Raw genomic sequence first — 21615 nt, forward strand, 5'->3', positions numbered from 1 at the left:
TCTAGCCGGGCGGGGCAGGCAGCGGGTCCTTCAGCCCAGGGCGCGCAGCAGCGGCGGCCCCAGCACGGCCAGCCCCACCAGTAGCGCGCCCACGCTGGCGACCAGTACGGCCCCCGCCGCCGCGTCCTTCGCCACCTTCGCGAGGGGGTGCAGCTCCGGACTGACGAGGTCCACCACCGCCTCCAGCGCCGTGTTGACCAGTTCCAGACCCAGCACCAGCGCGCAGGCCAGCAGGATGGGAGCGAGGGGCGCGCGCAGCAGCAGCGCCAGCGCCACGGCCAGGACCCCCGCCCACACCTCAATGCGGAAGTTCGCCTGGGTGCGGTAGGCCTGCGAGACGCCCGCCCACGCGAAGCCCGCCGAGCGCACCCAGCGGCGGAGCGAGAGGGCTGAGCCGTCCGACCTCATGTGCCTTCTGGGAGGGCCGCGCGTGCCGCCGCCCAGGCGTCGTGGAAGACCTGCCATTCCGGCCCGGTCGCGCCCTCCTCGAAGCCCAGGCCCTCCGCGTGCGGGTGGTCGTGCCCCACCAGGTGCGTGAGGCCGTGGCTGGCGAGCAGCGCCACCTCGCGCGTGAGGCTGTGCCCGCGCGCCTGCGCCTGCCGCCCCGCCGTGTCCAGGCTGATGATGATGTCGCCCAGGTGCGGCGGCATGAAGGGGTCGCCGGGTTCCCAGGTGGGAAAACTCAGCACGTCGGTGGCGGCGTCCTCGCCCCAGTGCTCCTGCTTGAGCGCGCGGATGGCCCGGTCGCCCACCAGCACCACCGTCACCTCACGGTCCTCCACGCCGAAATGCCGCATGGCTGCCGCGAGGCTGGCGCGCAGGGCGGGGCGCAGGCCGGCGGGCGGGGTCTTGCGGGCGATCAGGTCAATCACGGGGAAAGGGTAATGCAGAAGGTGGGCGGCAGATGGCAGGTGGCCGAAGGCAGATGGCAAAAAGAAGGCCGGGGGCCACTGCTGGAGCGCCCCCGGCCTTCTGCCTTTAGCCTTCTGCCTTCAGCCTTCAGCGTCCCCTTCTGCCTCCGGGATGCTGGCGAACTCGCCCCGGCGGGCGGCCCGCTTGTCCTGCTCGGCGTCCTCGGCCTGCTCGTAGGCCCGGATGATCTTGCCGACCAGGGGGTGACGCACCACGTCCACGTCGGTGAACTCGTGCCAGGCGATGCCCTCGATGCGGCTCAGCACGCGCTTGGCGACCGCGAGGCCGCTGGTCACGTGGCGCGGCAGGTCGATCTGGGTCACGTCGCCGGTTACGACCACCTTGCTGGAAAAGCCCATGCGGGTCAGGAACATCTTCATCTGCTCGCCGGTGGTGTTCTGCGCCTCGTCGAGGATGACGAAGGCGTCGTTCAGGGTATTGTGCGTCACGATATGGTGTTCGGTGACGTACAGGGCGTCCGCCGCCGCCACCCGGATGCACTGCATGGGCGCACGGCCCACCCGCTCGATGCTCGTGATGAAGCGCATCGGCCGCCCGCCGCCGTGCGCCGCGTACCGCTCGGCCTTGCGTGTCAGGCGGAAGGGGGCGATGCCCGCAGGTAGGCGGATGTCCAGCACGTGCGCGTCATGGCGGTAAGCAACCGGGCGGCCGTGCGCGTGGCCCGACGTCCGGCCTTCAGCGGCCCGCACGCGGCGGTGGGCCACCCCGCCCAGCGACTGCACCAGTTCGGTCACGTCGTCCGCGAGCCGCGCCGAGGTGGTCGTGTACTGGATGCGGCAGGTGCGGCCTTCCTGCGTGACCGGCCCGCCGTCCGTATCCAGCAGCCCTTGCAGCACAGCGAGGCGCACCGCGGGCGCGTTCTGCTTGTAGGCCTGGGGCACGAACTTCTGCGAGGAGGTCTTGCCGGAAAGCCCCAGCTCGCGCAGCGCGGTCGTGATTGGGTTCGCCACGCGCAGGCCGCCGCGTCCCCCCGCCGTGTGGCGCAGAGTGTAGTCGTAAGCCCCACGGTGCGTGAGGGCCAAGACGGGTTCGGCCTCCACCGGGTTCAGCGCGGCTTCCAGCGCCGTCACCAGTTCGGGGTCGGCGGTCGAGAAGCTGGGCGTGGTGGTGCAGGTCGTGCAGCCGTCGCCCAGCAGCAGGCCCAGCGCGTAGGGGTCGAGCGGCACAGGTTGCTCGGGCAGCTCGGCGGGGGCACTCAGCATCGGAATCTCATAGCGGTACTGGTGCGCCGCCTTCAGGTTCCCCATCATCTCGCGCGTTTCCAGCACCCGTCCCGGCTGGCCGCGCCGCTTGTCGGAAGCGGTGTACACCGTCCAGAGGTGCTCCTCGCAGCACTCCACGCTGGAGCCGTCGCTGAAGGTGACGCGGTAGCTGTCCTTTTCGCCCTGCGGATACACGCCCAGCACGCGCGTCGGACGGCCATCCGAGCCGATGACGTGGTCCCCGACTTCCAGGCTGCCCATCTCGCGCCAGCCCAGGGGCGTCAACACCTGGCTGGTCAGCGGTTGCGCGCGCCCGCGCATGAATGCCAGCGGGGCCACCTCGATCACGCCACTCGTCAGGTACGACTCGAACTTCTCCTGGTCGAGCATGTCGTACAGCGCGTCGTACAGGGGGCGCAGGTAGGGGTCGATCTTGGCCTGGAGGTCGCCGGGCAGGAAGCCCAGCCGCTCGCCCGCCTCGACCGCCGGGCGGGTCAGGATGATGCGCTTGACCTTCTTGGCCTTGAGGGCCTGCACGGCCATCGCCACGGCCAGGTAGGTCTTGCCCGTCCCGGCGGGGCCGACGCCGAAGGTGATGTCGGCGTTCTCGATCTTTTCGAGGTAGGTTTTCTGGCCGGGTGTCTTGGGCTTGAGGCCGCGCGGCAGGCTCAGGCCGCTGACCTGCGTCTCGGCGGCCAGGCTGCGGCCCTCGCCACTCAGGCGGGCGCTGCGCAGCAGGCTCTCGGGGGTGAGTTCGCCGCCTGTGCGCACCACGTCGAGCGCGTCGCGCACCATGCGTTCGGCGGCCTGCACGTCGGCGCTGTCGCCGGTGATGGTGACGGTCTCGCCGCGCGCGATGATCTTGGCGGGCGTCAGCTCGCGCATCCGGCGCAGGTTGGCGTCGCCCGCGCCGAGCAGCGCAAAGGCCTCGCGCTGGTTGGCGAGGTGCAGGGTCGCGGTGGTGCCGCCGCTCTGGGCCTCGGTCTTGGCCGAGGGAACGGGGGCGGGCTGGCCGGGGGTACGTTCTGTCAACTTGGCTCCTGTCGGTGGGGCGCGGGTGCGGCAAAGCGCACTCTCCCCCCAGGGGTTGGCTGGCGGGAGTCGGGGATGGAAAGGGTCATTCGGACGCCCTCATTCTCTGGCGTCTGTGACAGGGGAGACGTGGGGAGGGGCACAATCTCCGGCCCCCGGCGTCACCCTCAAAGAAAGGCTAAAGCCGCAGCCTGGCGGGGGGTGGGGCACGCGGGCCGCGACCCGGACAGTACACTGAGGCGCGTGACCTACGGCGTGCCCTCTCCTGGCGGTTCGGCTTCCGGCCTGCTGCGTGCCTTCCTGTACGCCGACCCCGCGGCCCACTCGCTGTCTCCGGCCATGCACCGCGCCGCCTTTGCCGCAGCCGGTCTGCAAGGTGAGTATCAGGCGCTGCGGGTTCCGGTGGCGGAGCTTCCGGCGGCGCTGGAGCAGCTCCGCCTGCCCGGCGTGCTGGGCGCGAATCTGAGCCTGCCGCATAAGGAGGCGGCGCTCGCGCATCTCGACGACCTCTCGGAGGCGGCGCGGGCCATCGGGGCCGTGAACACGGTGATTCACCGGGAGGGAAGGCTGACCGGGGAGAACACTGACGCGCCGGGGCTGCTGGCCGCACTGGCGGAGGCCGGGGCGGCGGGCGGGGGCCAGGCGGTGGTGCTGGGAGCCGGCGGGGCGGCGCGGGCCGCCGTGTGGGCGCTGCGCTCGCAGGGCCGGGCCGTCTGGGTGCTGAACCGCACCCGTCAGAAGGCCGAGGCCCTGACCCGTGACCTGGGCGGGCAGGCAGCCTCCCCCGGCGGGGTGCCCTGGGGGGCGGTGACGCTGCTGGTGAATGCCTCCAGCGCGGGCCTCTCCGACCCGACCTCAACGCCCCTCCCCGGCTTCGACTTCACGGCCCTCGCGCCGGGGGCGCTGGTGTACGACATGGTCTATCAGCCCCGCGAGACGCGCCTGTTGCGGGAGGCCCGCGCGGCCGGGGTGCGTGCGGAGAACGGGCTGGGGATGCTGGCGCACCAGGCCCGGCTGGCCTTTCTGGCCTGGACGGGCGTGCCGGTGCCGGTGGGCGTCTTTCTGGGGGCGCTGGAGGCGCGGCCTTGAGGGGGGCGCTGTCCCGCCAGCGGCGCATTCCCCTGGCGGTGCTGGTGCTGGTGCTGCTGCTGAGCGTCTTCACGGCGCTGCTGCTCAACCACTTCGTGGTGGGGCAGCAGGACGCACGCTTCGGGCGCGAGGTGAGCGCCTACACCGCCAGCCTGCGTAACCGCCTGAGCGACTACGACAACCTGCTGCGGGCGGCCCGGTCCTTCTGGCAGGTGCAGGGTGGCCCGGATCAGGCGACCTTCTCGGCCTACGTGGATCAGCTCGACCTGGAGCAGCGTTATCCCGGCGTGCTGGCGGTCGGGTTCGTCCGCTGGGTGCAGGGGCCGAACGGCGCTGCACATGCACCTATCGGGCGAATCGCCCCCCTGACCGCCGTGAACCGCACGGCGCTGGGCTTCGACATGATGTCCGAACCGTGCCGCCGCGCGGCCATCTTGCGCGCGCGCGACCGGGGAGACCTCCAGAGCAGCTGTCCGGTGAAGCTGGTGCAGCGTGGCCCGGATGGCGAGCAGCTCGACGGGCTGCTGCTGCTCCTGCCGGTGCGTGAGGGCGGCGACCTGCGGGGACTGATGTACCTCGCGCTGCGCACCGACCACTTCCTGGCGGGGCTGACGCCGCCGGACGCCATGCCGGGCGTGGCCGTGCGGACCCTGCTGAACGGCGAGGTTCTGGGCGCGCCGGACGCCGAGGAGCACGTCAGCTTTCGCGGCCGCACCTCTCTGAAGGCGGCGGGGGGCGACTGGGAACTGGCCTTCAGCGCGCCGGGCAGCTTCGGGCGGGACGCGGTGGCGGAAGTGCCGGTCGTGGTGCTGGTGGCGGGGCTGCTGGTGGCGGGCCTGGCCTTTTTGCTGACCCAGGCGCAGGTGCGGGCGCGCGAGCGGGCCGAGGAGGCCAGCCGGACCCTGGCGGAGTCGCGGGTCCGGCTGGAGCAGTCGCGGGCCGAGTTCGAGGCGATTTTCCAGTCGATTCAGGACGCGGCGGCCTTCGCGGACGCGGAGGGCCGGGTGCGGCTGGTCAACCGCGCCCTGACCGAGCAGTTCGGCTACACGCCGGGGGCGCTGGTGGGCGAGGTGCTGGGGCGGCTGCACCTCGACCGCCGCCTGGAGGGCCGCTCGACCTTTCAGGCGCTCACCACGCCCTACCGCCGGGAGGACGGCAGCGTGTTTTCCGGCGAGGCGCAGCGCAGCGAGGTGGTGGGCCAGCAGGGTGAGGTGCTGGGGCTGCTGGAGGTCGTGCGCGACGTGACCGACCGGGTGGAGGCCGAGCGGGCCGTGCAGGCCGAGGAACGCCGCTCGCGCGCGGTGCTGGACGCCATCCCCCACATGCTGTGGGTGAGTGACCCGCAGGGGAACGTGACCTACGTGAACGCGCAGCACCGTGAGCGTCTGGGCGGCGAGCAGGTACGCGAGCGGGTCCATCCCGAGGACCGCGCCACCTACGACGGCCTGTGGGCCGAGGCCGCCGCCACCCACGCGCGCGCCCAGTGCGAGGTGCGGCTCGCGGTGGGGCCGGGCCACACCTACCGCTGGTTCGTGCTGCGCGTGGCCCCCATCTCTGCCGGGGTCGGTGAGGACCCCTCGCCGGACACCCACGGCAGCGTGACCGAGTGGGTGGCGAGCGCGACCGACATCCACGACCGCCTGGTGGCCGAGCGCCTGGCCCAACGCAGCGAGGAACGTTACCGGGGGGTGCTGGAGGGGATGCCGCAGATCGTCTGGCTCACCGACCCGCACGGCCAGCCCACCTACTTCAACCGCCGCTGGGAGGAGTACGTGGGGCCGGAACGGTCCGGCTCCGGCTTCCTGAACCTGATTCACCCGGAAGACCGCGGCGAGTACCAGATGCGCTGGGCCGCCGCCGTCCGCCACCAGCGGCCCTTCGAGGCCGAACACCGTCTGCTGGGCGCGGAGGACCGTTACCGCACCTTCGTGACGCGCGGCCTGCCGGTCCGTGACGCGCAGGGGCAGGTGCTGGAGTGGGTGGGCACCAGCACCGACGTGGACGATCAGGTCTACGCCGAGGCTGCCTCGCGCCTGCTGGCCGACGTGTCCGAGCAGCTTTCGGCGCGTGCGGAGGACCCGCTGGCCTCGCGCGGCGGGCATTACCACGTGGCGCTGGAACTGATCACGCAGCGGCTGGCCGAGAGTGCGGCACTGTGGGGGATGCCGCCCGAACTGCCGCTGCTGGCGACCTCCCGCCTCGATCTGCGCCAGATCTCGCCCCCCGCGCAGGAGGCGGCCCGGCAGGCCCTGGCGCAGGTCGCGGCGAGCGACGACCCGCTGTTTGTCCACGACGCCCAGTACCCGATGCTGCACGAGGTCAACGCGACGGGCGCGGTCCTGTATCCCCTGGTGGGCCGCGACGGATCGGTGCGCGGCGTGCTGGGTCTGGCCTACCGGCAGGCCGCCACCGACCGCGACCACGACCTCGCCCACGAACTCGCCAAGCGCTTTGCCACGGCGCTCGACAACGACGCGCTGCGGCTGGAAGCGGAGGAGGCCCAGGCCGACCTCCAGCTGCTCAACCAGTCGCTGGAAGAACGGGTGCAGCAGCGCACGCTGGAGCTTCAGGACGCCAACCGCGAGCTGGAAGCCTTCAGCTACAGCGTGTCTCACGACCTGCGGACGCCGCTGCGCCATATCGTGGGTTTCGGGGACCTGCTGCGCAAGGAAGTCGCCGGGGGCATGTCGCCCAAGAGCGAGCGGTACCTGGGCGTCATCACCGACGCGGCGGGGCGCATGAGCCAGCTGATCGACGACCTGCTGGAGTTCTCGCGCATGGGCCGCCAGGAACTGCGGCGCGGCCCGGTGGACCTGAACGCCGCGGTGCGCGAGGTCTGGCAGACGCTGGAACCCGACCGCGTGGGCCGCGACATCGTGGCCGAGTTCGGACCGCTGCCCACCGTGCAGGGCGACTCGGCGCTGCTGACCCAGGTGCTGACCAACCTGCTGTCCAACGCCATCAAGTACACCCGCACCCGCGAGCAGGCCCGCATCAGCGTGACTGCGCAGGCCAGCGCCCAGGAGGTGACCGTGATCGTGCGGGACAACGGCGTGGGCTTCGACCCCAAGTACACGGATAAACTGTTTGGTGTGTTTCAACGCCTGCACCGCGCCGAGGAGTTCGAGGGGACCGGCATCGGCCTCGCCAACGTCCGCCGCATCGTGACCCGCCACGGGGGCCGGGTGCATGCCGAGGCCCTGCCGGGCGAGGGTGCCGCCTTTTTCGTCACCCTGCCCCTGACGCCCCCCACTGGAGATGCCGCATGACCGCCCCCGATCCCGCCCCCGACCACGCGCTTCCCGAGGCCGGACAGCCCCTGCGGATTCTGCATCTGGAAGACAACGAACTCGACCATGAACTTATTGCGATGAGCCTGGACGGCGAGCTGCCCTGGCCGGTCGAGATCGAGCGCGTGGAGGCCGAGGCCGAGTTCCTGCACGCCCTGGACACGCACCGCCCGCACCTGGTTCTGAGCGACTACGCGCTGCCCAGCTACGACGGCCTGAGCGCCTTCAAGGCCGCGCACGCCCGCGCCCCGCACCTCCCCTTCATCATCGTGACCGGGGCAATGGGTGAGGAGGTGGCGGTGGACACCCTGCGTCAGGGCGTGACCGACTACATCCTCAAGCAGCGGCTGGAGCGCCTGCCCCCCAGCGTCAAGCGTGCCATCGCGGAGGCCGATGCCCGCGACCGCCGCGAACGCGCCGAGCAGGAGGTGCGCGAGCTGAACCTCTCGCTGCGTGCCCGCCTGGAGGAGGTCGAGCGGCTGCGCGGCATCGCGGAGGGCCAGCGCCAGCGCCTGGAAGACCAGGCCCGGCAACTCGAAGAAGCCCTCAACCTCCAGAAGACCTTCCTGGCCGAGACCAGCCACGAACTCCGCACGCCGCTGACGGCCCTGCTGGGGTACCTGCGCCGCGCCGAACGCGAGGTGGGCGGTTCCCAGACCTTGCAGGACGCGCAGCGCGTGGCCGAGAACATGACCCGTCTGGTCAACGATCTGCTGCAACTCTCGCGCGGCGAACTGGTGCAGGGCATCGAGATGCACTTCGTGAACCTGGGCAACCTGGTGCGGCAGGTGGGGCGCGACTACGGCGTCAAGGCCACCACGGCCCCCGACCTGGAAATCGTGGGTGATCCGGGCCGCCTGACGCAGGTGTTCGTGAATCTGGTCAGCAACGCCATTCGCGTGTGCGGTTCGCCCGATCTGGTCAATCTGGAGGTGTGGCAGGAGGGGCGGCAGGCCTGCTCCGCCGTGATCGACCACGGCCCCGGCATCCCCGACCACATCAAGCCGCGCGTGTTCGACAAGTTCTACCGGGGCAAGGAAGCCGGGTCCACCGGCCTGGGCCTCACCATCGCCCAGCAGGTCGTGACCACCCACGGCGGCACCATCGAGGTCACGGACACGCCCGGCGGCGGGGCCACCTTCCGCGTCTGCCTCCCCACCCCCGACGAGGACGAGGAAGACCTCGACCTGGGTCTGGACCTGCACGGCGTGGCCGACGACCGCCTGCTCTGAACCGCTGGGACGCCTGCCCCTTGCCCTGCGGTGAGGGGTTCTTTTTACGTCAAATGCTCTAGGCTGCACCCATGACGGTTTCCAACAAGAAGACCCTGCATGTCACGTGGTTGGGCGAGCAACGGTATGTCGGCGTCAGCGAGAGCGGCCACCAGCTTCTGATCGACAATAGTCCCGTCAAGGTCGGCGTCTCCCCGATGGAGGCGCTGCTGGGTGCCCTGGCGACCTGCACCGCCTACGACATCGTGGAGATCATGAAAAAGCGCCGCACGCCCCTCACTAGCTACCGCATCGAGGTGGAGGGCGAGCGCGCCGATACTGCCCCCAAGCGCTACACCACCATCACCGTGCGGCACATCGCCAGCGGCGAGGGCCTGACCCAGGAGGCCCTGGAAAAGGCCGCCCACCTCAGCCACGAGAAGTACTGCTCGGTGGCGGCGAGCCTGAACAGCGAGATTGTGTTGGAAACGCGGGTCGAGTAGGGAGGCGGTGCGCAGGACGCGGTGCGCGGTACCTGGTTTTTACTGCGTCCCGCGCACCGCGTCCCGCCTCCCCCTACTCCCCCCACACCCCCACGCCCGCCCCCCGCAGCAGCCGGATCACCAGCGCCAGCGGAAAGCCGACTACGTTCGAGTAGTCGCCGTCGATGCGGGCCACCAGCGCCATCCCCACACCCTGGATGCCGTACCCGCCCGCCTTGTCCAGCCCCTCGCCGGTGGCGGCGTAGTGGGCGACCTCCGCGTCCGACAGGGGGCGGAAGGCCACGTCGGTGCGCTCCACGCCGCTGCTTTCCGTGCCGGGGGTGAGGACGGTGACGCCCGTGTACACCTGATGCGTCTGCCCGGCGAGCCGCCGCAGGAAGGTGCGGTTCTCGGCCTCGTCTCCGGGCTTGCCCAGCAGGTCGGGTCCGGCGGCGACCACCGTGTCGGCCGCGATAACGACGGACTCCGGGTGCAGCCGGGCCACCGCCCGCGCCTTGAGCGCCGCCAGTTCGCCCGCCAGCCGCGCGGGGTCTGCTTCGGGGCTGTCCTCGGCCTCACCGCTGACGACCACGCGAAACGGCACGCCCAGGTTGGTCAGCAGCTCGCGCCGCCGGGGACTGCCCGAGGCCAGGATGACCTCGCGTCCGGCCACCGAATCAGTACCCGGCACCGTTCCCCTCGCCGCCCACCAGCGCCACGCCGCCCGAGGTGCCCAGCCGGGTCGCGCCCGCCTCGATCATCGCGGCGGCGTCGGCGGGGGTGCGGACGCCCCCCGCGGCCTTGATCTGCGCGCGGCCCGCGAGCACGTCACGCATCAGCCGCACGTCCTCCACGGTCGCGCCGCCCGTGCCGAAGCCGGTGCTGGTCTTCACGAAGTCGGCCCCGCCACGCACCGCCGCTTCGGTCGCGCCCCGTTTCTGCTCGTCGTTCAGGTAGGAGGTTTCGATGATGACCTTCAGCACCGTGTCGGGAATGGCCCGGCGCACCGCCCGCACGTCGGCCTCCACCGCGTCCCAGTCGCCCGCGAGCGCCGCGCCGATGTGAATCACCATGTCCACCTCGTCCGCGCCCGCCTCCACGCTCAGGCGGGCCTCGACAGCCTTCTGCTCCGGCAGGATGGCCCCGAGCGGAAAGCCGCAGACCGTGGCGACCTTCACGCCCGACCCCGCGAGTTCGGCGGCGGCCAGCGGGACATACACCGGATTCACGCATACGGCATAGAACGAATGCTCGCGGGCCTCGGCGCAGAGCTGGCGGATGTCGGCGGCGGTGGCCGTAGCCTTGAGCAGGGTGTGGTCGATGTAGGGGGCGAGGTTCATAAGCCCCAGGATAAGGGAGCGGTGTGCGGGACGCCGGACGCGGCGAAAAGCTCTGCCTGCCTGCCGCGCCCTCTATCCTTCCCCCGCCACAGGTCACGCCCATCCGCTACCCTCTGCCTATGACAGACGCTGCCCCCCGCCTCCAGCCCGGTGAGCCTTTTCCTGACTTCGCCCTGCCCGACGCGGGCGGCCAGACCCACCACCTTGCCGACTACGCGGGCCGCTACGTGGTGCTGTACGCCTACCCCAAGGACGACACGCCCGGCTGCACCAAGGAAGCCTGCAACTTCCGCGACAGCGCCCTGCTGCGGGAACACGGCGCGGCCATCCTGGGCGTGAGCCGCGACGACGCCGCGAGCCACCAGGCGTTCGCCGAGAAGTACAGCCTGCCCTTTCCGCTGCTGACCGACCCGGACGCCGGGTTTCTGAAGAGCATCGGGGCCTACGGTCCCAAGAACCTGTACGGCAAGGTCACGGAGGGCGTCAAGCGCCAGACCTTCCTGATTGGCCCGGACGGCAAACTCGTCAAGAGCTGGCTGGCCGTTTCCGTGGACGGGCACGCCGACGCAGTGGCCGCCGCCATCGACGCCGACCGGCAGGCTCGTGCCCATGCCTGAGAACCCTATGCCTGAGAACACGGTGCCTGACCTGGAGGCCCTGAAGAAGGAAGCCGCCCTGCGTGCCGTCGCCCTGGTGCAGAGCGGAATGCGCGTGGGCCTGGGCACCGGCAGCACGGCCAGGTACGCCATCGAGGCCATCGGGGAGCGCCTCGCGTCCGGTGAGCTGCAAGGCGTGGTGGGCGTGGCGACGAGTGACGCTTCCGAGACGCTGGCCCGGCAGGTCGGGATTCCGGTCGAGCCGCTCGACCCCCGGCCCCTCGACCTCGCCATCGACGGCGCGGACGAGATTGACCCGCAGCTCAACCTCATCAAGGGCCTGGGCGGTGCGCTGCTGCGCGAGAAGCTGACCGAGGTGCAGGCGCGGCGGCTGGTGATTATCGCGGACCACACCAAACTGGTCACGCGCCTGGGTGAGAAGGCCCCGTTGCCCATTGAAATTGCCCGCTTCGGCTTCCTGTCCACCATCGAGCGGCTGCGGGAGCTGGTGCCCGGCGGCCGTCTGCGCCAGCCCGGCGCGCAGCCCTACGTGACCGACAACGGCAACTACATCTACGACGCGCAGCTCCCGCAGGACCTCGACGCTACCGCGCTGGAGCGCCAGCTCAAGGGCACGCTGGGCGTGGTCGAGACGGGCTTTTTCCTGGGCATGGCGGACCTGGCCTTCGTGGCCGCGCCGGAGGGGGTGCGGGAGCTGAAGAGATGAGGGATGAGGAACGAGGGATGAGTGGAAGCGCCCCCTCCTCAACACTCATCGCTCATCCCTTTCCAGCCTTGCCAGTTGCCCCGCCAGCACCTCCGGCTCCCGCGTAGGCAGGTCGCAGGCGCGGCCCACGCACACGTAGGCGGTGCCGCCCCCCGGCCTGCCCTCCAGCACCGGCAGGTCGCCCCCCTCCTCGGCGGGCGCGAGGGCCGCGAAGGGGAGGGGGAAGCGGGCCACCACCCGTTCCAGCGGGGCGCGTTCGGGCGGCTTGCCGATAACGGCGACCTCCACGTGCGGTGCGGACAGGAAGGCGGCCGCCTGCCACAGGCCCCCGAAGCCGCCCGCCGCGGCCAGCATGTCGGTCTGGTAGGTGCGGACGGCGGCGCGGGCCAGGCGTTCGCCCTCCTCCTCCCCGAAGTAACGGCTTATCCACAGACCCAGCAATGCGGCGGCGGCGTTGTCGCTCAGGACGGCGGAATCGAAGCCCTGGGCCTGGCGGGTCAGCAGCGTCTCGGCGCGGCCCCCGGTCGAGCGGAAGAGGCCCGCCTCCTCGTCCCAGAAGTCGCGGCGCACCACCTCCCAGAGTTCGCGCGCCCATTCCAGGTGGGTCAGGTCGCCGCCCGCCTGGTACAGCGCAATCAGGCCCAGGCCGTACAGCGCGTGGTCCTCCAGCAGCCCCTCCACCCGCGCTGCGCCGTCCTTGAAGGTATGGCGCAGGGTGCCGTCGGGGAGGCGCAGGTGCTCGCGCACGAAGTCGGCATTGCGCCGGGCGATGTCCAGCCAATGCCCTTCGCCCAGAATCCGCCCCGCGTCCGCGAAAGCCGCCAGCGCCAGCCCGTTCCACGAGGTCAGCACCTTGTCGTCGGTGCCGGGCTGGGGCCTCTGCTGCCGCGTGGTGAGCAGCCGGGCGCGGGCCGCGTCCAGCTGTGCGGTCAGCGCCTCCACGCTCTCGCCCAGGTCGCGTGCGAGGTCGGCGGGCGGTGTGGGGACGTGCAGCACGTTGCGCCGCCCCGCGTCCGGTCGGTGGGGGTCCTCGAAGTTGCCCCCCTCGGTCACGCCGTACACCCGCAGCACCAGGTCGGCGTCGGGGCCGTCGCCCAGCACCTCCCGAATCTCGGCGGGGGTCCAGGTGAAGGTGAGGCCCTCCACGCCCTGCGTGTCGGCGTCCTGCGCGCTGTAAAAGCCTCCCTGCGGCGAGAGCATCTCGCGCTCCAGGTAGCTCAGCGTCTCGCGGGCCAGGCGGGTGAAGGTGTCGTCCCCGGTGTACTGGTAGGCCCGCAGCAGCGTGCGCGTGAGTTGTGCGTTGTCGTAGAGCATCTTCTCGAAGTGCGGCACCAGCCAGCGTTCGTCCACCGAGTAGCGGTGAAAGCCGCCGCCGAGCTGGTCGTAGAGGCCGCCCCGGCCCATCATCCGCAGGGTGTGCAGGGCCATGTCGCGGCCGCCGGGCTGCGTCAGCAGGAAGTCCAGCGTGGTGGGCGCGGGAAACTTGGGGGCGCGCCCGAAGCCGCCCAGGTCGGCGTCGTACACGCGGCGCAGGTTCTCCACGCCCCGGCGCAGGAAGTCTTCCGGCAGGTCACCCGCCGCCGGGCGCGGCCGACTCGCCTCGCGCACGTGGTCGCTGAGGGCCTGGGCGTTGCCGGTCAACTTGTCGCGGTCCTGTTCCCAGGCGTGCGCCACACTTGCCAGCAGGCGGCGGAAGCCCGGCATGCCGTAGCGGTCTTCCGGCGGAAAGTAGGTGCCCGCATAGAAGGGCTGGCCCTCCGGCGTCAGGAACACCGTCATCGGCCAGCCGCCCTGCCCGGTCATCAGCTGGGTGGCCGTCATGTAGATGCCGTCCACGTCGGGGCGTTCCTCGCGGTCCACCTTGATATTTACGAAGTTCGCGTTCATCAGCGCGGCCGTGTCCGGGTCCTCGAAGCTCTCGTGGGCCATCACGTGGCACCAGTGGCAGGTCGAGTACCCGATGCTCAGCAGCACCGGAACGTCCCGCCGCCGCGCCTCGGCAAAGGCCGCCTCGCCCCAGGGCCACCAGTCCACCGGATTGTGCGCGTGCTGAAGGAGGTAGGGGCTGGACTCCTGCGCGAGCCTGTTGGTGGGAGGGGTCATGCGGCGAGCGTACCGCCCGGCAGAGAGGCGGGCATGAAGGGGCGGGGGGAGAAGCTTCACGAGGGGAGCTTCCAGCGGCCAGCTTCCAGCGGTGCAGTGACATGTGACCGGAAAGGCGAGGTCCCTGCAACCGAAAACCCGTGGTGCGCAGGCAGGCTGTTCGCCTGATGGCACACCACGGGTCATTTGTTGCTGGAAGCTGGCCGCTCCCCCCTCACACCTCCAGCGGAACATCCACCCCCAGTTCGGCCAGCACGGTGCGAAGGGCGGGGGCGTCGATGCCTGCGCGGGCGTGGACGCTCTCGACTGTGGCGTGGTCCTGGAACTCGTCGGGGATGCCCAACACGCGCACTGGCGTGGGCAGCCCCATTGCGCTGAGGGCCTCCAGCACGGCACTCCCGAAGCCGCCCACCACCGTGTTGTCCTCCACCGTCACCAGGGCGCGAGCCTTGGTCGCCACCTCGCGCAGCATCGCCTCGTCGAGGGGTTTGACGAAGCGGGCATTGACCACGCCCACGCCGGGCAGGTCCCGCGCGGCCTTCAGCGCGTACTCCAGCGCCTTGCCACCCGCCAGAATCACCACGTCGTCGCCGTCTTGCAGGCGTTCCCAGGTGCCCCACCGCAGCTCAGGCCAGGTGCCCTCCGGCACGCGCTCCGTGTTGCCGCGCGGATACCGGATGGCAAAGGGGCCGGGGTTTTCCTGCGCCGCCCGCAGCATTCCGCGCAGTTCGGCAGCGTCTTTCGGCAGGCCGATGCCGACATTCGGAATCGAGCGCAGGTAGCTCAGGTCGAAGACGCCGTTGTGGGTGGCCCCGTCCGCCCCCACGATGCCGCCGCGGTCGATGGCGAAGGTGACGTTCAGGTTTTCGAGGGCCACGTCGTGCAGCACCTGATCGTAGGCGCGTTGCAGGAAGGTCGAGTAGATCGCCACGATGGGCCGCAGCCCCTGGAGGGCCATGCCCGCGGCGGTGGTCACGGCCACGTCCTCCGCGATGCCCACGTCCAGATAGCGGTGGGGGTGGACCTGGCTGTACCGCACCAGGCCGCTGCCCTCGCGCATGGCGGGCGTGACCACGAAGGTGCGGGGGTCCATCCGCGCCAGCTCGGTCACGGCGTCGCCAAAGGCGCTGCTCCACGAGTAGGCGCTGCTGGACGCCGATTCCCCGGTTGCCGGATCGAACTTGCCGGGACCGTGCCACTTGATCGGGTCGGCCTCGGCGTAGCTCAGGCCCTTGCCCTTCTTGGTGACGACGTGGAGGATGGTCGGGCCGTCGAGGTCCACCAGTCTCTCGATCAGCCACACCAGCTCCTGCACGTTGTGGCCGTCCACCGGCCCCACGTAGCGCACGCCCATCGCGGCGAAGGGGTTCACGCTGGCCGGGTCGAAGAAGTGCCGCGTGCTGCTCTTGGCGCGGCTCATGAAGTTGGCAAGGGGCCGGCTGACGGCCTGCACGGCCTTTTTCCCGGCCTCCTCGCCCTCCTGAAACCACTTCTGTACCTGGAGGCCGCGCATGAACTTGTTCAGCGCCCCCACGTTCTCGCTGATGCTCATCTCGTTGTCGTTGAGCACGATCAGCATCCGGCGATTCATGTCCCCGATGGTATTCAGCGCGGCCAGGGCCATGCCGCCCGTTAGCGAGCCGTCGCCGATCACGGCGGCGACCTTGTGATCCTGCCCCAGCGCGTCGCGCGCCAGCGCCATGCCCAGCGCGTTGGCGAGCGAGGTGCTGGCATGGCCCACCGTGATCGCGTCGTGCTCGGACTCGCTGACCTTGGTGAAGCCCGACAGGCCGCCCTCCTTCTTGACCGTATGCATCTGGCCGCGGCGGCCCGTCAGCATCTTGTGCGCGTAGGCCTGGTGCCCCACGTCGAAGAGGATGCGGTCGCGCGGCGAGTTCAGCACGTAGTGCAGCGCCACGATCAGGTCGGTCGCGCCCAGGGAGCTGGCGAGGTGCAGGCCACCCACCGAGCAGACCCGCACAATTTCTTCCCGCAGTTCCGCCGCAAGCTGCGGGAGCTGGTCGCGGGAGAGCTTTTTCAGGTCTTCGGGGCTGTTCACCCGGTCCAGCAGGGGCGTGCGGCTGGTGGGCTGAAGGTCGGCTGTCGGCTCGCTCATGGCTGGCCTCCGGCGTGAGAAGGTAGGGCGGCGGGGAACATCCCCCCAGGGTAGCGGAAGGGGACCATCAGGGCTTCCCACCAAAGTTGCGCCCGGTCAGCAGCAGGCCCTCGGGCGTCCGCACGTCGCCCACGAAGGGCGAAAACCAGAGCTGCTGGGTCTGCGGAAACAGGCCGCCCACGTCGTCGCTGATCTGGCGCGTGACCACCCACACGTCGAAGCTCCCGGCGGGCGTGGTCACGCGGCGGCGGTCCTGCACGTCGTAGCGGTAGCGCAGGGTGCCCTGGGTCTGCACCTTGCCGTCGTCGCTGGCGAGCGTGACGCGGCTCTGGCCCTCCCAGCTCAGGCCCACACGCCAGGCACTCTCGGCGGGGGCCTCGGTCCAGGCGGGGTCCAGGCGCACGGTCACGCCCGGCTTGCGAAAGCCCAGGAGTTGCACCCCGGCCCCGCTGATCTGCCGGTACCACGTCTGGTCCGCGCCGCGCCCGGTCAGTTGAAAGGCCAGCGCGGGCTGCCCCGCGAACAAGGTCGGGCCGAGGGCACGCAGCGTGTAGGGCAGGCCGCCCGCCGCCTCGCCTTCCGGCAGGTACGTCCAGCCCAGGCCCGTCTCGCGCGGGTAAAAGGACACGCTGCTCACGCTGGTGCTGGCCTGCACGGGCGGCGCGGCGGTCTTGCTGGCCGCAGGCGCGCACGCCCCCAGCAGCAGGGGCAGCGCGAGCAGGGGCGCGGCCCACCGGGAGGAGGGACGTCGGGAGGAAACACGGCCTCGCATAGGGTTCAGGGTAAGGCGCGTCACCGGTTTATTCTGTCAGCATTCGCGGACTTTGCCTGACCGGGCGGGTCACTTCTGCCAGGACAGCCAGAGGAGACAGGCGCGGCGGGCACCAAAAAAGGGCGTGCCGGACGCCCCTTTTTGCCCCTCCTGCCGGGAGCCGGCGTGTTCAGCGAACCTCACCCCCACCCGTTCCGACCGGGAAGGGGCGGCCCAGGGAGTCCACCACGCGCACGTCGCGGTAGCGGCCCGGCACCCGCACGATGGTCCAGGGGCTGGTAAGGGCCTGGGTCGTGATGCTGCCGGGGCCGGGGGCGGTCACCGTCACGGTCAGCGTCAGCGTGTCGTCCTGGGCCGTGGCCCCGGTCACGCGCACGCCGTAGCCCCCGGTGGCCCGCTGGCCCAGGAATACACCGACCACCGTGTCACTGGCGGGCAGACTCGGAACGCTGGGCGTGCCCGTCTGCCGCCCGTAGGCGATGTTGTAGAGGGCACTGAGGGCGGATTGCGTGGTGGCGACCTGCACGGCGGCGGTGCTGGCGCTGGCATTGCTGCCGCTGGCGAGTTCAGTCAGGTTCACGCGGCCTCCGGGCGTGGGTGCAGTTCCGGTCGGGGTGCCGGGGGTCGTGGTGACGGTGCCGGTCGTGGCCGTGACGGTGGGCACGCCCGCCTGCACGTACAGCGCGGTCCGGCGGTACTCGCCGGGCGCGGGTTCCACGCTCAGGGGCGCGTCGGGCACGCTGGCCGGGTCCAGCACGGCAATCGCCAGCGCGCCCTGATTCAGCAGCACCGTGCCCAGGGCGTCGGCCTCGGCGTCGGTCAGGTTGCCCGCGCCGCGCAGGCCGCTGACGGGTGTGCCGCCCACGCCGCTGCCCGTGCCCGCGTTCAGGCGGGTCCAGGTCCGGCCGTCGGTGTAGTAGACCGTGCCGCCCGCCTCGTTCATGGCGACGTTGAACAGGCCCCGCGTATCGCGCGTGACCGAGAGCTTCGGCGTCAGGGTGCTGGTGCCCAGGCGGTACACGGCCTTGCCGTTCACGCTGAGGGTGCCGGGCACCGCCAGCGGGTCCTGCACCTGGGAGCGCAGCTCTGCGGCCGTTCCGCCGAGCTTCACGCTGGACTGGGCGCTGCCTCCCAGGTTCCCGTACACCCATACCAGGCGTTCCTGGCTGCTGCCGTACAGCAGCGCCTCATGAACCTTCAGGTTGCCGGGTCCGGTCATCGTGCAGCCCGCGAGAAGGCCCGCGCTCACGACGAGCGCGGCGGTCAGGGTCTTGGTCATGCGGTCAGCTTAGGGGGCGTGCCTGACCGCCGACTGAAGGTGCCCTTGAGCAAATACCCACAGAGCAGCGGCCCTCGCCACAACGGGCGGGCCTCCTGAGTTCAGGGCCGCGCCAGCAGTTCCCGCGCGTGCGAGAGCGCCGCCTCGGAGGTGTTGCCGCTGAGCATGCGGGCGATTTCCTCCAGCCGCTCCCCCGGCGACAGCAGGCGCACGCGGCTGACGGTGCGGCCGTCCTCCACCTGCTTTTCCACCTTGTAATGGTGGTCGGCGCGCGCGGCGATCTGGGCGAGGTGCGTGACCACCAGCACCTGCCGCTCCCCGGCCAGCCGCGAGAGCTGGTCGGCCACCGCCAGCGCCGCCGCCCCGCCGATGCCTGCATCCACCTCGTCGAAGACGACGGCGGGCGTGTCGGCCCCTAGCACCGTGCTGATCGCCAGCATCACGCGCGACAGCTCGCCGCCCGAGGCCACGTCGGCCAGCGGTCCCAGGTCCTCGCCGGGGTTGGCGGTGAAGTGCAGGGCCACGTCGCTTCGTCCCGCCGGGCCGGGCTGGGGCAGGGGCGAGAGGCGGAATTCCAGCCGGGCGTGCGGCATGCCCAGCTCGCGGATGACCCCCACCAGTTGCCGGGCGAGCGGCCCCGCCCTCTGCGTGCGCGCCGCGTCCAGCGCCTGACCGGCGCGCCCGACCTCGCGCTCCAGCCGTTCGGCCTCGGCCTCCAGCGTGCCCGCGTCCTGCTCGTCGCGGGTGAGGGCTGCGAGTTCCTCCTCGGCCCCCGCCTGAAAGGCCAGCACGTCCTCCAGCGCCGGGCCGTACTTGGCGCGCAGCTTGCCCAGCGCCGAGAGCCGGGCTTCCACCCGCGCGAGTTCTTCGGCATCGGGGGCGCTGTCCTCGGCCACCCCGCGCAGCTCGCCCACCACGGCCTGCACGCTGTCGAGGGCCGCCCGCAGGTCTTGCTGAAGCTGGGCGCTCGTCTCGTCGTACTTCGCCCCGGCATTCAGCGCCCGCACCGCCTCCGCGATCAGGCCCGCCGCGCTCGTCTCGCCGTCCGAGAGCAGCTCCAGCGCCCCCGCCGCCCCCAGCGCGATGGTTTCGAGGTTCGACAGCCGGGTGAGTTCCGCCGTGAGCGGTTCCTCCTCACCGGGCTGGGGGGCCACCTCCGCGATCTCGCGCACCTGGAACTTCAGCAGGTCAAGCTGCCGCGCCCGCTCGCGCTCGCCCGTGCGCAGCCGCTCCAGGCGGGTCCGTGCATCGGTCCACGCGCGGTAGGCGGCCTGGTAGGAGGCCAGTTCGCCGGGCACCTGTCGGTCGAGCAGCGCACGCTGGTTGGCGGGGGTCAGCAGGCTGACCGCGCTGTGCTGCCAGTGGATGGTCAGACGGCCCGAGGCCCATTCCTGAAGCTCGCGCACGCTCACCACCTCGCCGTCGAGCCGGGCCGTGCCGCGCCCCTGGGTGGTCACGCGGCGGCTGGCGCTGAACTCGTCGCCGCCCTCCCCGCCCCAGAAACCCGTCACCAGCAGGCCGTCCTCGCCGCTGCGGATCAGATCGGTGTTGGCGCGCGACCCCAGCAGCAGCCCCAGCGCGTCCACGATGATGCTCTTGCCCGCGCCCGTCTCGCCGGTAAAGGCGCTGAAGCCGCCCCGCAGCTCCAGCGTCAGGTCGCGGATGGTGGCAAGGTTGCGGACCTCCAGCCGCGATAGGGCCGCCCCCGCCGCCACCGGGGACGGCGCAGGCGGGGGCGGCGCGGAGGGAGCTGTGGCGGCGCGGGCCTTGCGGGTCACGCTCCCGAGTGTAGAGCCTCGGGACGGGGGCAGAGAGGCGCGCGGGTTACGGTGTCGCACCCGGCGCGGAAGGTGAGCCGCCGGGCGGCCAGAACATGAAACCCACGTTACGTTTTCCCCACACTCCCCGCCGGAGCTGCCTCCACAATGGGCCGCATGGTTGCCCCGCCTGCTGCCCTGGCGGGCGCGGGACACGAAAGGAGCATCACATGAAGAGCAACGATACCGGCGTGAGCGGCACCAGCCTGCTGCTGCTCGGTGGCCTGGCGGCCCTGGCCCTGAACCGCAATGCCCGGCAGAGCCTGGTGAGCGGCACCCGTGGCCTGCTCGACACGGCCCACGACACCCTCGACGAAACCGTCAAACCCGCCCTGGTGAGTGCCGCCCATCAGGCCCAGCACGCTGCACAGGTTGCCGCCCACAAGGGCGCGGAGACGCTGGAAACGCTGCGCGAGGAGGTGCCTGGCCGCCTTCAGCCCCTGCTGGAGAACGCGCAGGAGATGGCGGGAAGCGTGGCCGGGAAGGTGGCGGACAAGGCCGCCGACCTCACCCGTGAGGCCCGCAGCGCCGTGCAGGATGCGCAGGAGATGGCCGCCGAGCGCCGCCAGGAGGCCCAGAAGGCCCTGGACCACGTGAAGCACGAGGCGGGACACGACCTCAAGCACGCCCGCAAGGCCGGGCAGGCCCTGCTGGCGCAGGCGGAAGGCCGCGTGCAGTCGCTGGCCGGGCAGGCCCAGGACCTGGCCGAGGACCGCCGCCGTCAGGCCCGTAAGGCGCTGGAGCAGGCGCAGGAGCAGCTCGGGGACCACCTCAAGGACGCCCGCAAGGCTGGGAAGTCGCTGCTGTCGGAAGCCGAGGACCGGGCCGAGGACCGCCGCCGCGAGGCCCAGAAGGCCCTGGCGCAGGTGCGTGACCAGGCCAAGCACGACCTCAAGAAGGCGCGCAAAACCGGCCAGTCCCTGCTGGCCGAGGTCGAAGACCGTCTGGCGAGCCAGCGCCAGGACATCGAGCGTGAGCTGGCCCGCGCCCGCCGCCACGCCGAGAAGGAGCTGAAGCGCAGCAAGCGCCGCTGGGACGCCGACAAACTGGAACGCGCCGTCGAGCAGCGTATCGCCCCTGCCCGGAAGCAGGCGGCCCGCGACCTCGCCCGGCTGGAAAAGCAGGGCAAGGCCAAGCTCCGCGCTGCGAAGGCCAGAACGCACCAGAAGAGTGCCCAGGCCACCACGGACGGGGGCCTCGGGGGCGGGACGGTGGCCCTGCTGCTGCTGGGGGCCGGCGGTGTAGTCCTGGCACGCGTGCCCGCCGCGCGGCAGGCCGTGCTGAACGCCGTCGGCAGTGTCAGCCCGGAAGCCGCCGACCGCCTGCACCGCGCCGGTCGCAGCGCCCGTAACCTGGTGGGCACCATGTGGCTGGAGCGCATCGAGGAACCCGCCGCCCAGCCCCCGGCTCCCGCACCGGCCAAGGCCACCCAGGCAGGCACGACCGGCGGCACCTGGGGAGCCGCGGTGGAACCCGGCGCACCCGCCGCCAGCCGCCCCACGCCCGACGCTGGCGCGGCCAGCACCGGCAGCGCCAGCGGTGCGGGCCAGGCCGGGAATACCAGTCAGGCGGGGGGCACCGGTCAGGCGGACACCCGTAAGCCCAACTGAGGCCACACAGAACGAC

Annotated in this window: 17 protein-coding genes and 2 pseudogenes; 7 read left to right on the forward strand and 12 right to left on the reverse strand. The window is 71.4% G+C overall.

All coding sequences use genetic code 11. The features are described from left to right. Nucleotides 1-30: 30 nt before the first annotated feature. The 5 genes and pseudogenes from ABEA67_RS04020 to ABEA67_RS04040 form a co-directional block, all read right to left on the reverse strand. Nucleotides 31-408, reverse strand: coding sequence for a diacylglycerol kinase (locus ABEA67_RS04020; protein WP_345461223.1), 378 nt, complete (start codon nucleotides 406-408; stop codon nucleotides 31-33). Then, complete coding sequence (gene ybeY / locus ABEA67_RS04025) at nucleotides 405-872, reverse strand: rRNA maturation RNase YbeY (RefSeq protein ID WP_345461226.1); 468 nt, start codon at nucleotides 870-872, stop codon at nucleotides 405-407. Before ybeY ends, ABEA67_RS04020 begins: the two co-directional genes overlap by 4 nt. A gap of 120 nt (nucleotides 873-992) precedes the next feature. Beyond that, nucleotides 993-1460, reverse strand: coding sequence for a PhoH family protein (locus ABEA67_RS04030; protein WP_345461806.1), 468 nt, complete (start codon nucleotides 1458-1460; stop codon nucleotides 993-995). A gap of 153 nt (nucleotides 1461-1613) precedes the next feature. Next, nucleotides 1614-2456 (reverse strand): annotated as a pseudogene (locus ABEA67_RS04035) (LAGLIDADG family homing endonuclease); the annotation flags it as partial. Continuing rightward, nucleotides 2445-3167: pseudogene (locus ABEA67_RS04040) on the reverse strand (PhoH family protein); the annotation flags it as partial. The pseudogenes ABEA67_RS04040 and ABEA67_RS04035, both read right to left, overlap by 12 nt. 243 nt (nucleotides 3168-3410) lie before the next feature. Between ABEA67_RS04040 and aroE the strand changes: the two are divergent. From aroE to ABEA67_RS04060, 4 genes are all read left to right on the forward strand, one after another. Next, the gene (aroE, locus tag ABEA67_RS04045; protein ID WP_345461229.1) at nucleotides 3411-4256 is read left to right on the forward strand and encodes a shikimate dehydrogenase; all 846 of its coding nucleotides are present in this window, start codon (nucleotides 3411-3413) and stop codon (nucleotides 4254-4256) included. Continuing rightward, on the forward strand, nucleotides 4253-7525 hold the full coding sequence (locus ABEA67_RS04050; protein ID WP_345461232.1) for a PAS domain S-box protein: 3273 nt from the start codon (nucleotides 4253-4255) through the stop codon (nucleotides 7523-7525). Before aroE ends, ABEA67_RS04050 begins: the two co-directional genes overlap by 4 nt. Next, the gene (locus ABEA67_RS04055) at nucleotides 7522-8778 is read left to right on the forward strand and encodes a hybrid sensor histidine kinase/response regulator (RefSeq protein WP_345461235.1); all 1257 of its coding nucleotides are present in this window, start codon (nucleotides 7522-7524) and stop codon (nucleotides 8776-8778) included. The genes ABEA67_RS04050 and ABEA67_RS04055 overlap by 4 nt, the downstream gene beginning before the upstream one ends. A gap of 71 nt (nucleotides 8779-8849) precedes the next feature. Then, complete coding sequence (locus ABEA67_RS04060; protein WP_345461238.1) at nucleotides 8850-9260, forward strand: OsmC family protein; 411 nt, start codon at nucleotides 8850-8852, stop codon at nucleotides 9258-9260. A gap of 73 nt (nucleotides 9261-9333) precedes the next feature. Here the strand turns inward: ABEA67_RS04060 and ABEA67_RS04065 are convergent, their stop codons facing one another. Beyond that, on the reverse strand, nucleotides 9334-9930 hold the full coding sequence (locus ABEA67_RS04065; protein ID WP_345461241.1) for a Maf family nucleotide pyrophosphatase: 597 nt from the start codon (nucleotides 9928-9930) through the stop codon (nucleotides 9334-9336). Further along, nucleotides 9917-10579: a deoxyribose-phosphate aldolase gene (gene deoC, locus ABEA67_RS04070; RefSeq protein WP_345461244.1), complete on the reverse strand. Its 663-nt coding sequence runs from the start codon at nucleotides 10577-10579 to the stop codon at nucleotides 9917-9919. Before deoC ends, ABEA67_RS04065 begins: the two co-directional genes overlap by 14 nt. 119 nt (nucleotides 10580-10698) lie before the next feature. On the opposite strand from deoC, the gene prxQ reads away from it, so the two are divergent. Together prxQ and rpiA are read left to right on the forward strand one after the other, a co-directional pair. Further along, nucleotides 10699-11196, forward strand: coding sequence for a thioredoxin-dependent peroxiredoxin PrxQ (prxQ, locus tag ABEA67_RS04075; RefSeq protein ID WP_345461247.1), 498 nt, complete (start codon nucleotides 10699-10701; stop codon nucleotides 11194-11196). Next, on the forward strand, nucleotides 11189-11902 hold the full coding sequence (rpiA, locus tag ABEA67_RS04080; protein WP_345461250.1) for a ribose 5-phosphate isomerase A: 714 nt from the start codon (nucleotides 11189-11191) through the stop codon (nucleotides 11900-11902). The genes prxQ and rpiA overlap by 8 nt, the downstream gene beginning before the upstream one ends. A 45-nt stretch (nucleotides 11903-11947) precedes the next feature. Here the strand turns inward: rpiA and ABEA67_RS04085 are convergent, their stop codons facing one another. The 5 genes from ABEA67_RS04085 to recN all read right to left on the reverse strand — a co-directional run bounded on the left by ABEA67_RS04085 (nucleotide 11948) and on the right by recN (nucleotide 19950). Then, nucleotides 11948-14005 carry a thioredoxin domain-containing protein gene (locus tag ABEA67_RS04085; protein ID WP_345461253.1) on the reverse strand — a complete coding sequence of 686 codons (2058 nt, stop codon included), beginning with the start codon at nucleotides 14003-14005 and terminating at the stop codon, nucleotides 11948-11950. 214 nt (nucleotides 14006-14219) lie between these two features. Then, complete coding sequence (dxs, locus tag ABEA67_RS04090; protein WP_345461256.1) at nucleotides 14220-16121, reverse strand: 1-deoxy-D-xylulose-5-phosphate synthase; 1902 nt, start codon at nucleotides 16119-16121, stop codon at nucleotides 14220-14222. A 67-nt stretch (nucleotides 16122-16188) separates the two neighbouring features. Beyond that, the gene (locus ABEA67_RS04095) at nucleotides 16189-16893 is read right to left on the reverse strand and encodes a hypothetical protein (RefSeq protein ID WP_345461259.1); all 705 of its coding nucleotides are present in this window, start codon (nucleotides 16891-16893) and stop codon (nucleotides 16189-16191) included. 169 nt (nucleotides 16894-17062) lie between these two features. Next, nucleotides 17063-18172, reverse strand: a complete 1110-nt coding sequence (locus ABEA67_RS04100; RefSeq protein WP_345461262.1) for a protease complex subunit PrcB family protein — start codon at nucleotides 18170-18172, stop codon at nucleotides 17063-17065. Nucleotides 18173-18273: 101 nt separating this feature from the next. Continuing rightward, nucleotides 18274-19950: a DNA repair protein RecN gene (gene recN, locus ABEA67_RS04105; protein ID WP_345461265.1), complete on the reverse strand. Its 1677-nt coding sequence runs from the start codon at nucleotides 19948-19950 to the stop codon at nucleotides 18274-18276. A 209-nt stretch (nucleotides 19951-20159) separates the two neighbouring features. Here recN and ABEA67_RS04110 point away from each other — a divergent pair, with 209 nt between their 5' ends. After that, entirely contained in the window at nucleotides 20160-21599 is a 1440-nt protein-coding gene (locus ABEA67_RS04110) for a coiled-coil domain-containing protein (RefSeq protein WP_345461268.1), read from the forward strand. Nucleotides 21600-21615 lie beyond the last annotated feature (16 nt).

Source organism: Deinococcus carri, from assembly GCF_039545055.1.
Classification (GTDB): Bacteria; Deinococcota; Deinococci; order Deinococcales; family Deinococcaceae; genus Deinococcus; species Deinococcus carri.

Excerpts from the sequence above, each read along its gene's own strand:
- ABEA67_RS04020 (WP_345461223.1), bottom strand. The coding sequence starts at position 408 with ATGAGGTCGGACGGCTCAGCCCTCTCGCTCCGCCGCTGGGTGCGCTCG.
- ABEA67_RS04030 (WP_345461806.1), bottom strand. The coding sequence starts at position 1,460 with ATGCGCTTCATCACGAGCATCGAGCGGGTGGGCCGTGCGCCCATGCAG.
- ABEA67_RS04055 (WP_345461235.1), top strand. The coding sequence starts at position 7,522 with ATGACCGCCCCCGATCCCGCCCCCGACCACGCGCTTCCCGAGGCCGGA.
- ABEA67_RS04060 (WP_345461238.1), top strand. The coding sequence starts at position 8,850 with ATGACGGTTTCCAACAAGAAGACCCTGCATGTCACGTGGTTGGGCGAG.
- deoC (WP_345461244.1), bottom strand. The coding sequence starts at position 10,579 with ATGAACCTCGCCCCCTACATCGACCACACCCTGCTCAAGGCTACGGCC.
- prxQ (WP_345461247.1), top strand. The coding sequence starts at position 10,699 with ATGACAGACGCTGCCCCCCGCCTCCAGCCCGGTGAGCCTTTTCCTGAC.
- rpiA (WP_345461250.1), top strand. The coding sequence starts at position 11,189 with ATGCCTGAGAACCCTATGCCTGAGAACACGGTGCCTGACCTGGAGGCC.
- ABEA67_RS04085 (WP_345461253.1), bottom strand. The coding sequence starts at position 14,005 with ATGACCCCTCCCACCAACAGGCTCGCGCAGGAGTCCAGCCCCTACCTC.
- dxs (WP_345461256.1), bottom strand. The coding sequence starts at position 16,121 with ATGAGCGAGCCGACAGCCGACCTTCAGCCCACCAGCCGCACGCCCCTG.
- ABEA67_RS04095 (WP_345461259.1), bottom strand. The coding sequence starts at position 16,893 with ATGCGAGGCCGTGTTTCCTCCCGACGTCCCTCCTCCCGGTGGGCCGCG.
- ABEA67_RS04100 (WP_345461262.1), bottom strand. The coding sequence starts at position 18,172 with ATGACCAAGACCCTGACCGCCGCGCTCGTCGTGAGCGCGGGCCTTCTC.
- ABEA67_RS04110 (WP_345461268.1), top strand. The coding sequence starts at position 20,160 with ATGAAGAGCAACGATACCGGCGTGAGCGGCACCAGCCTGCTGCTGCTC.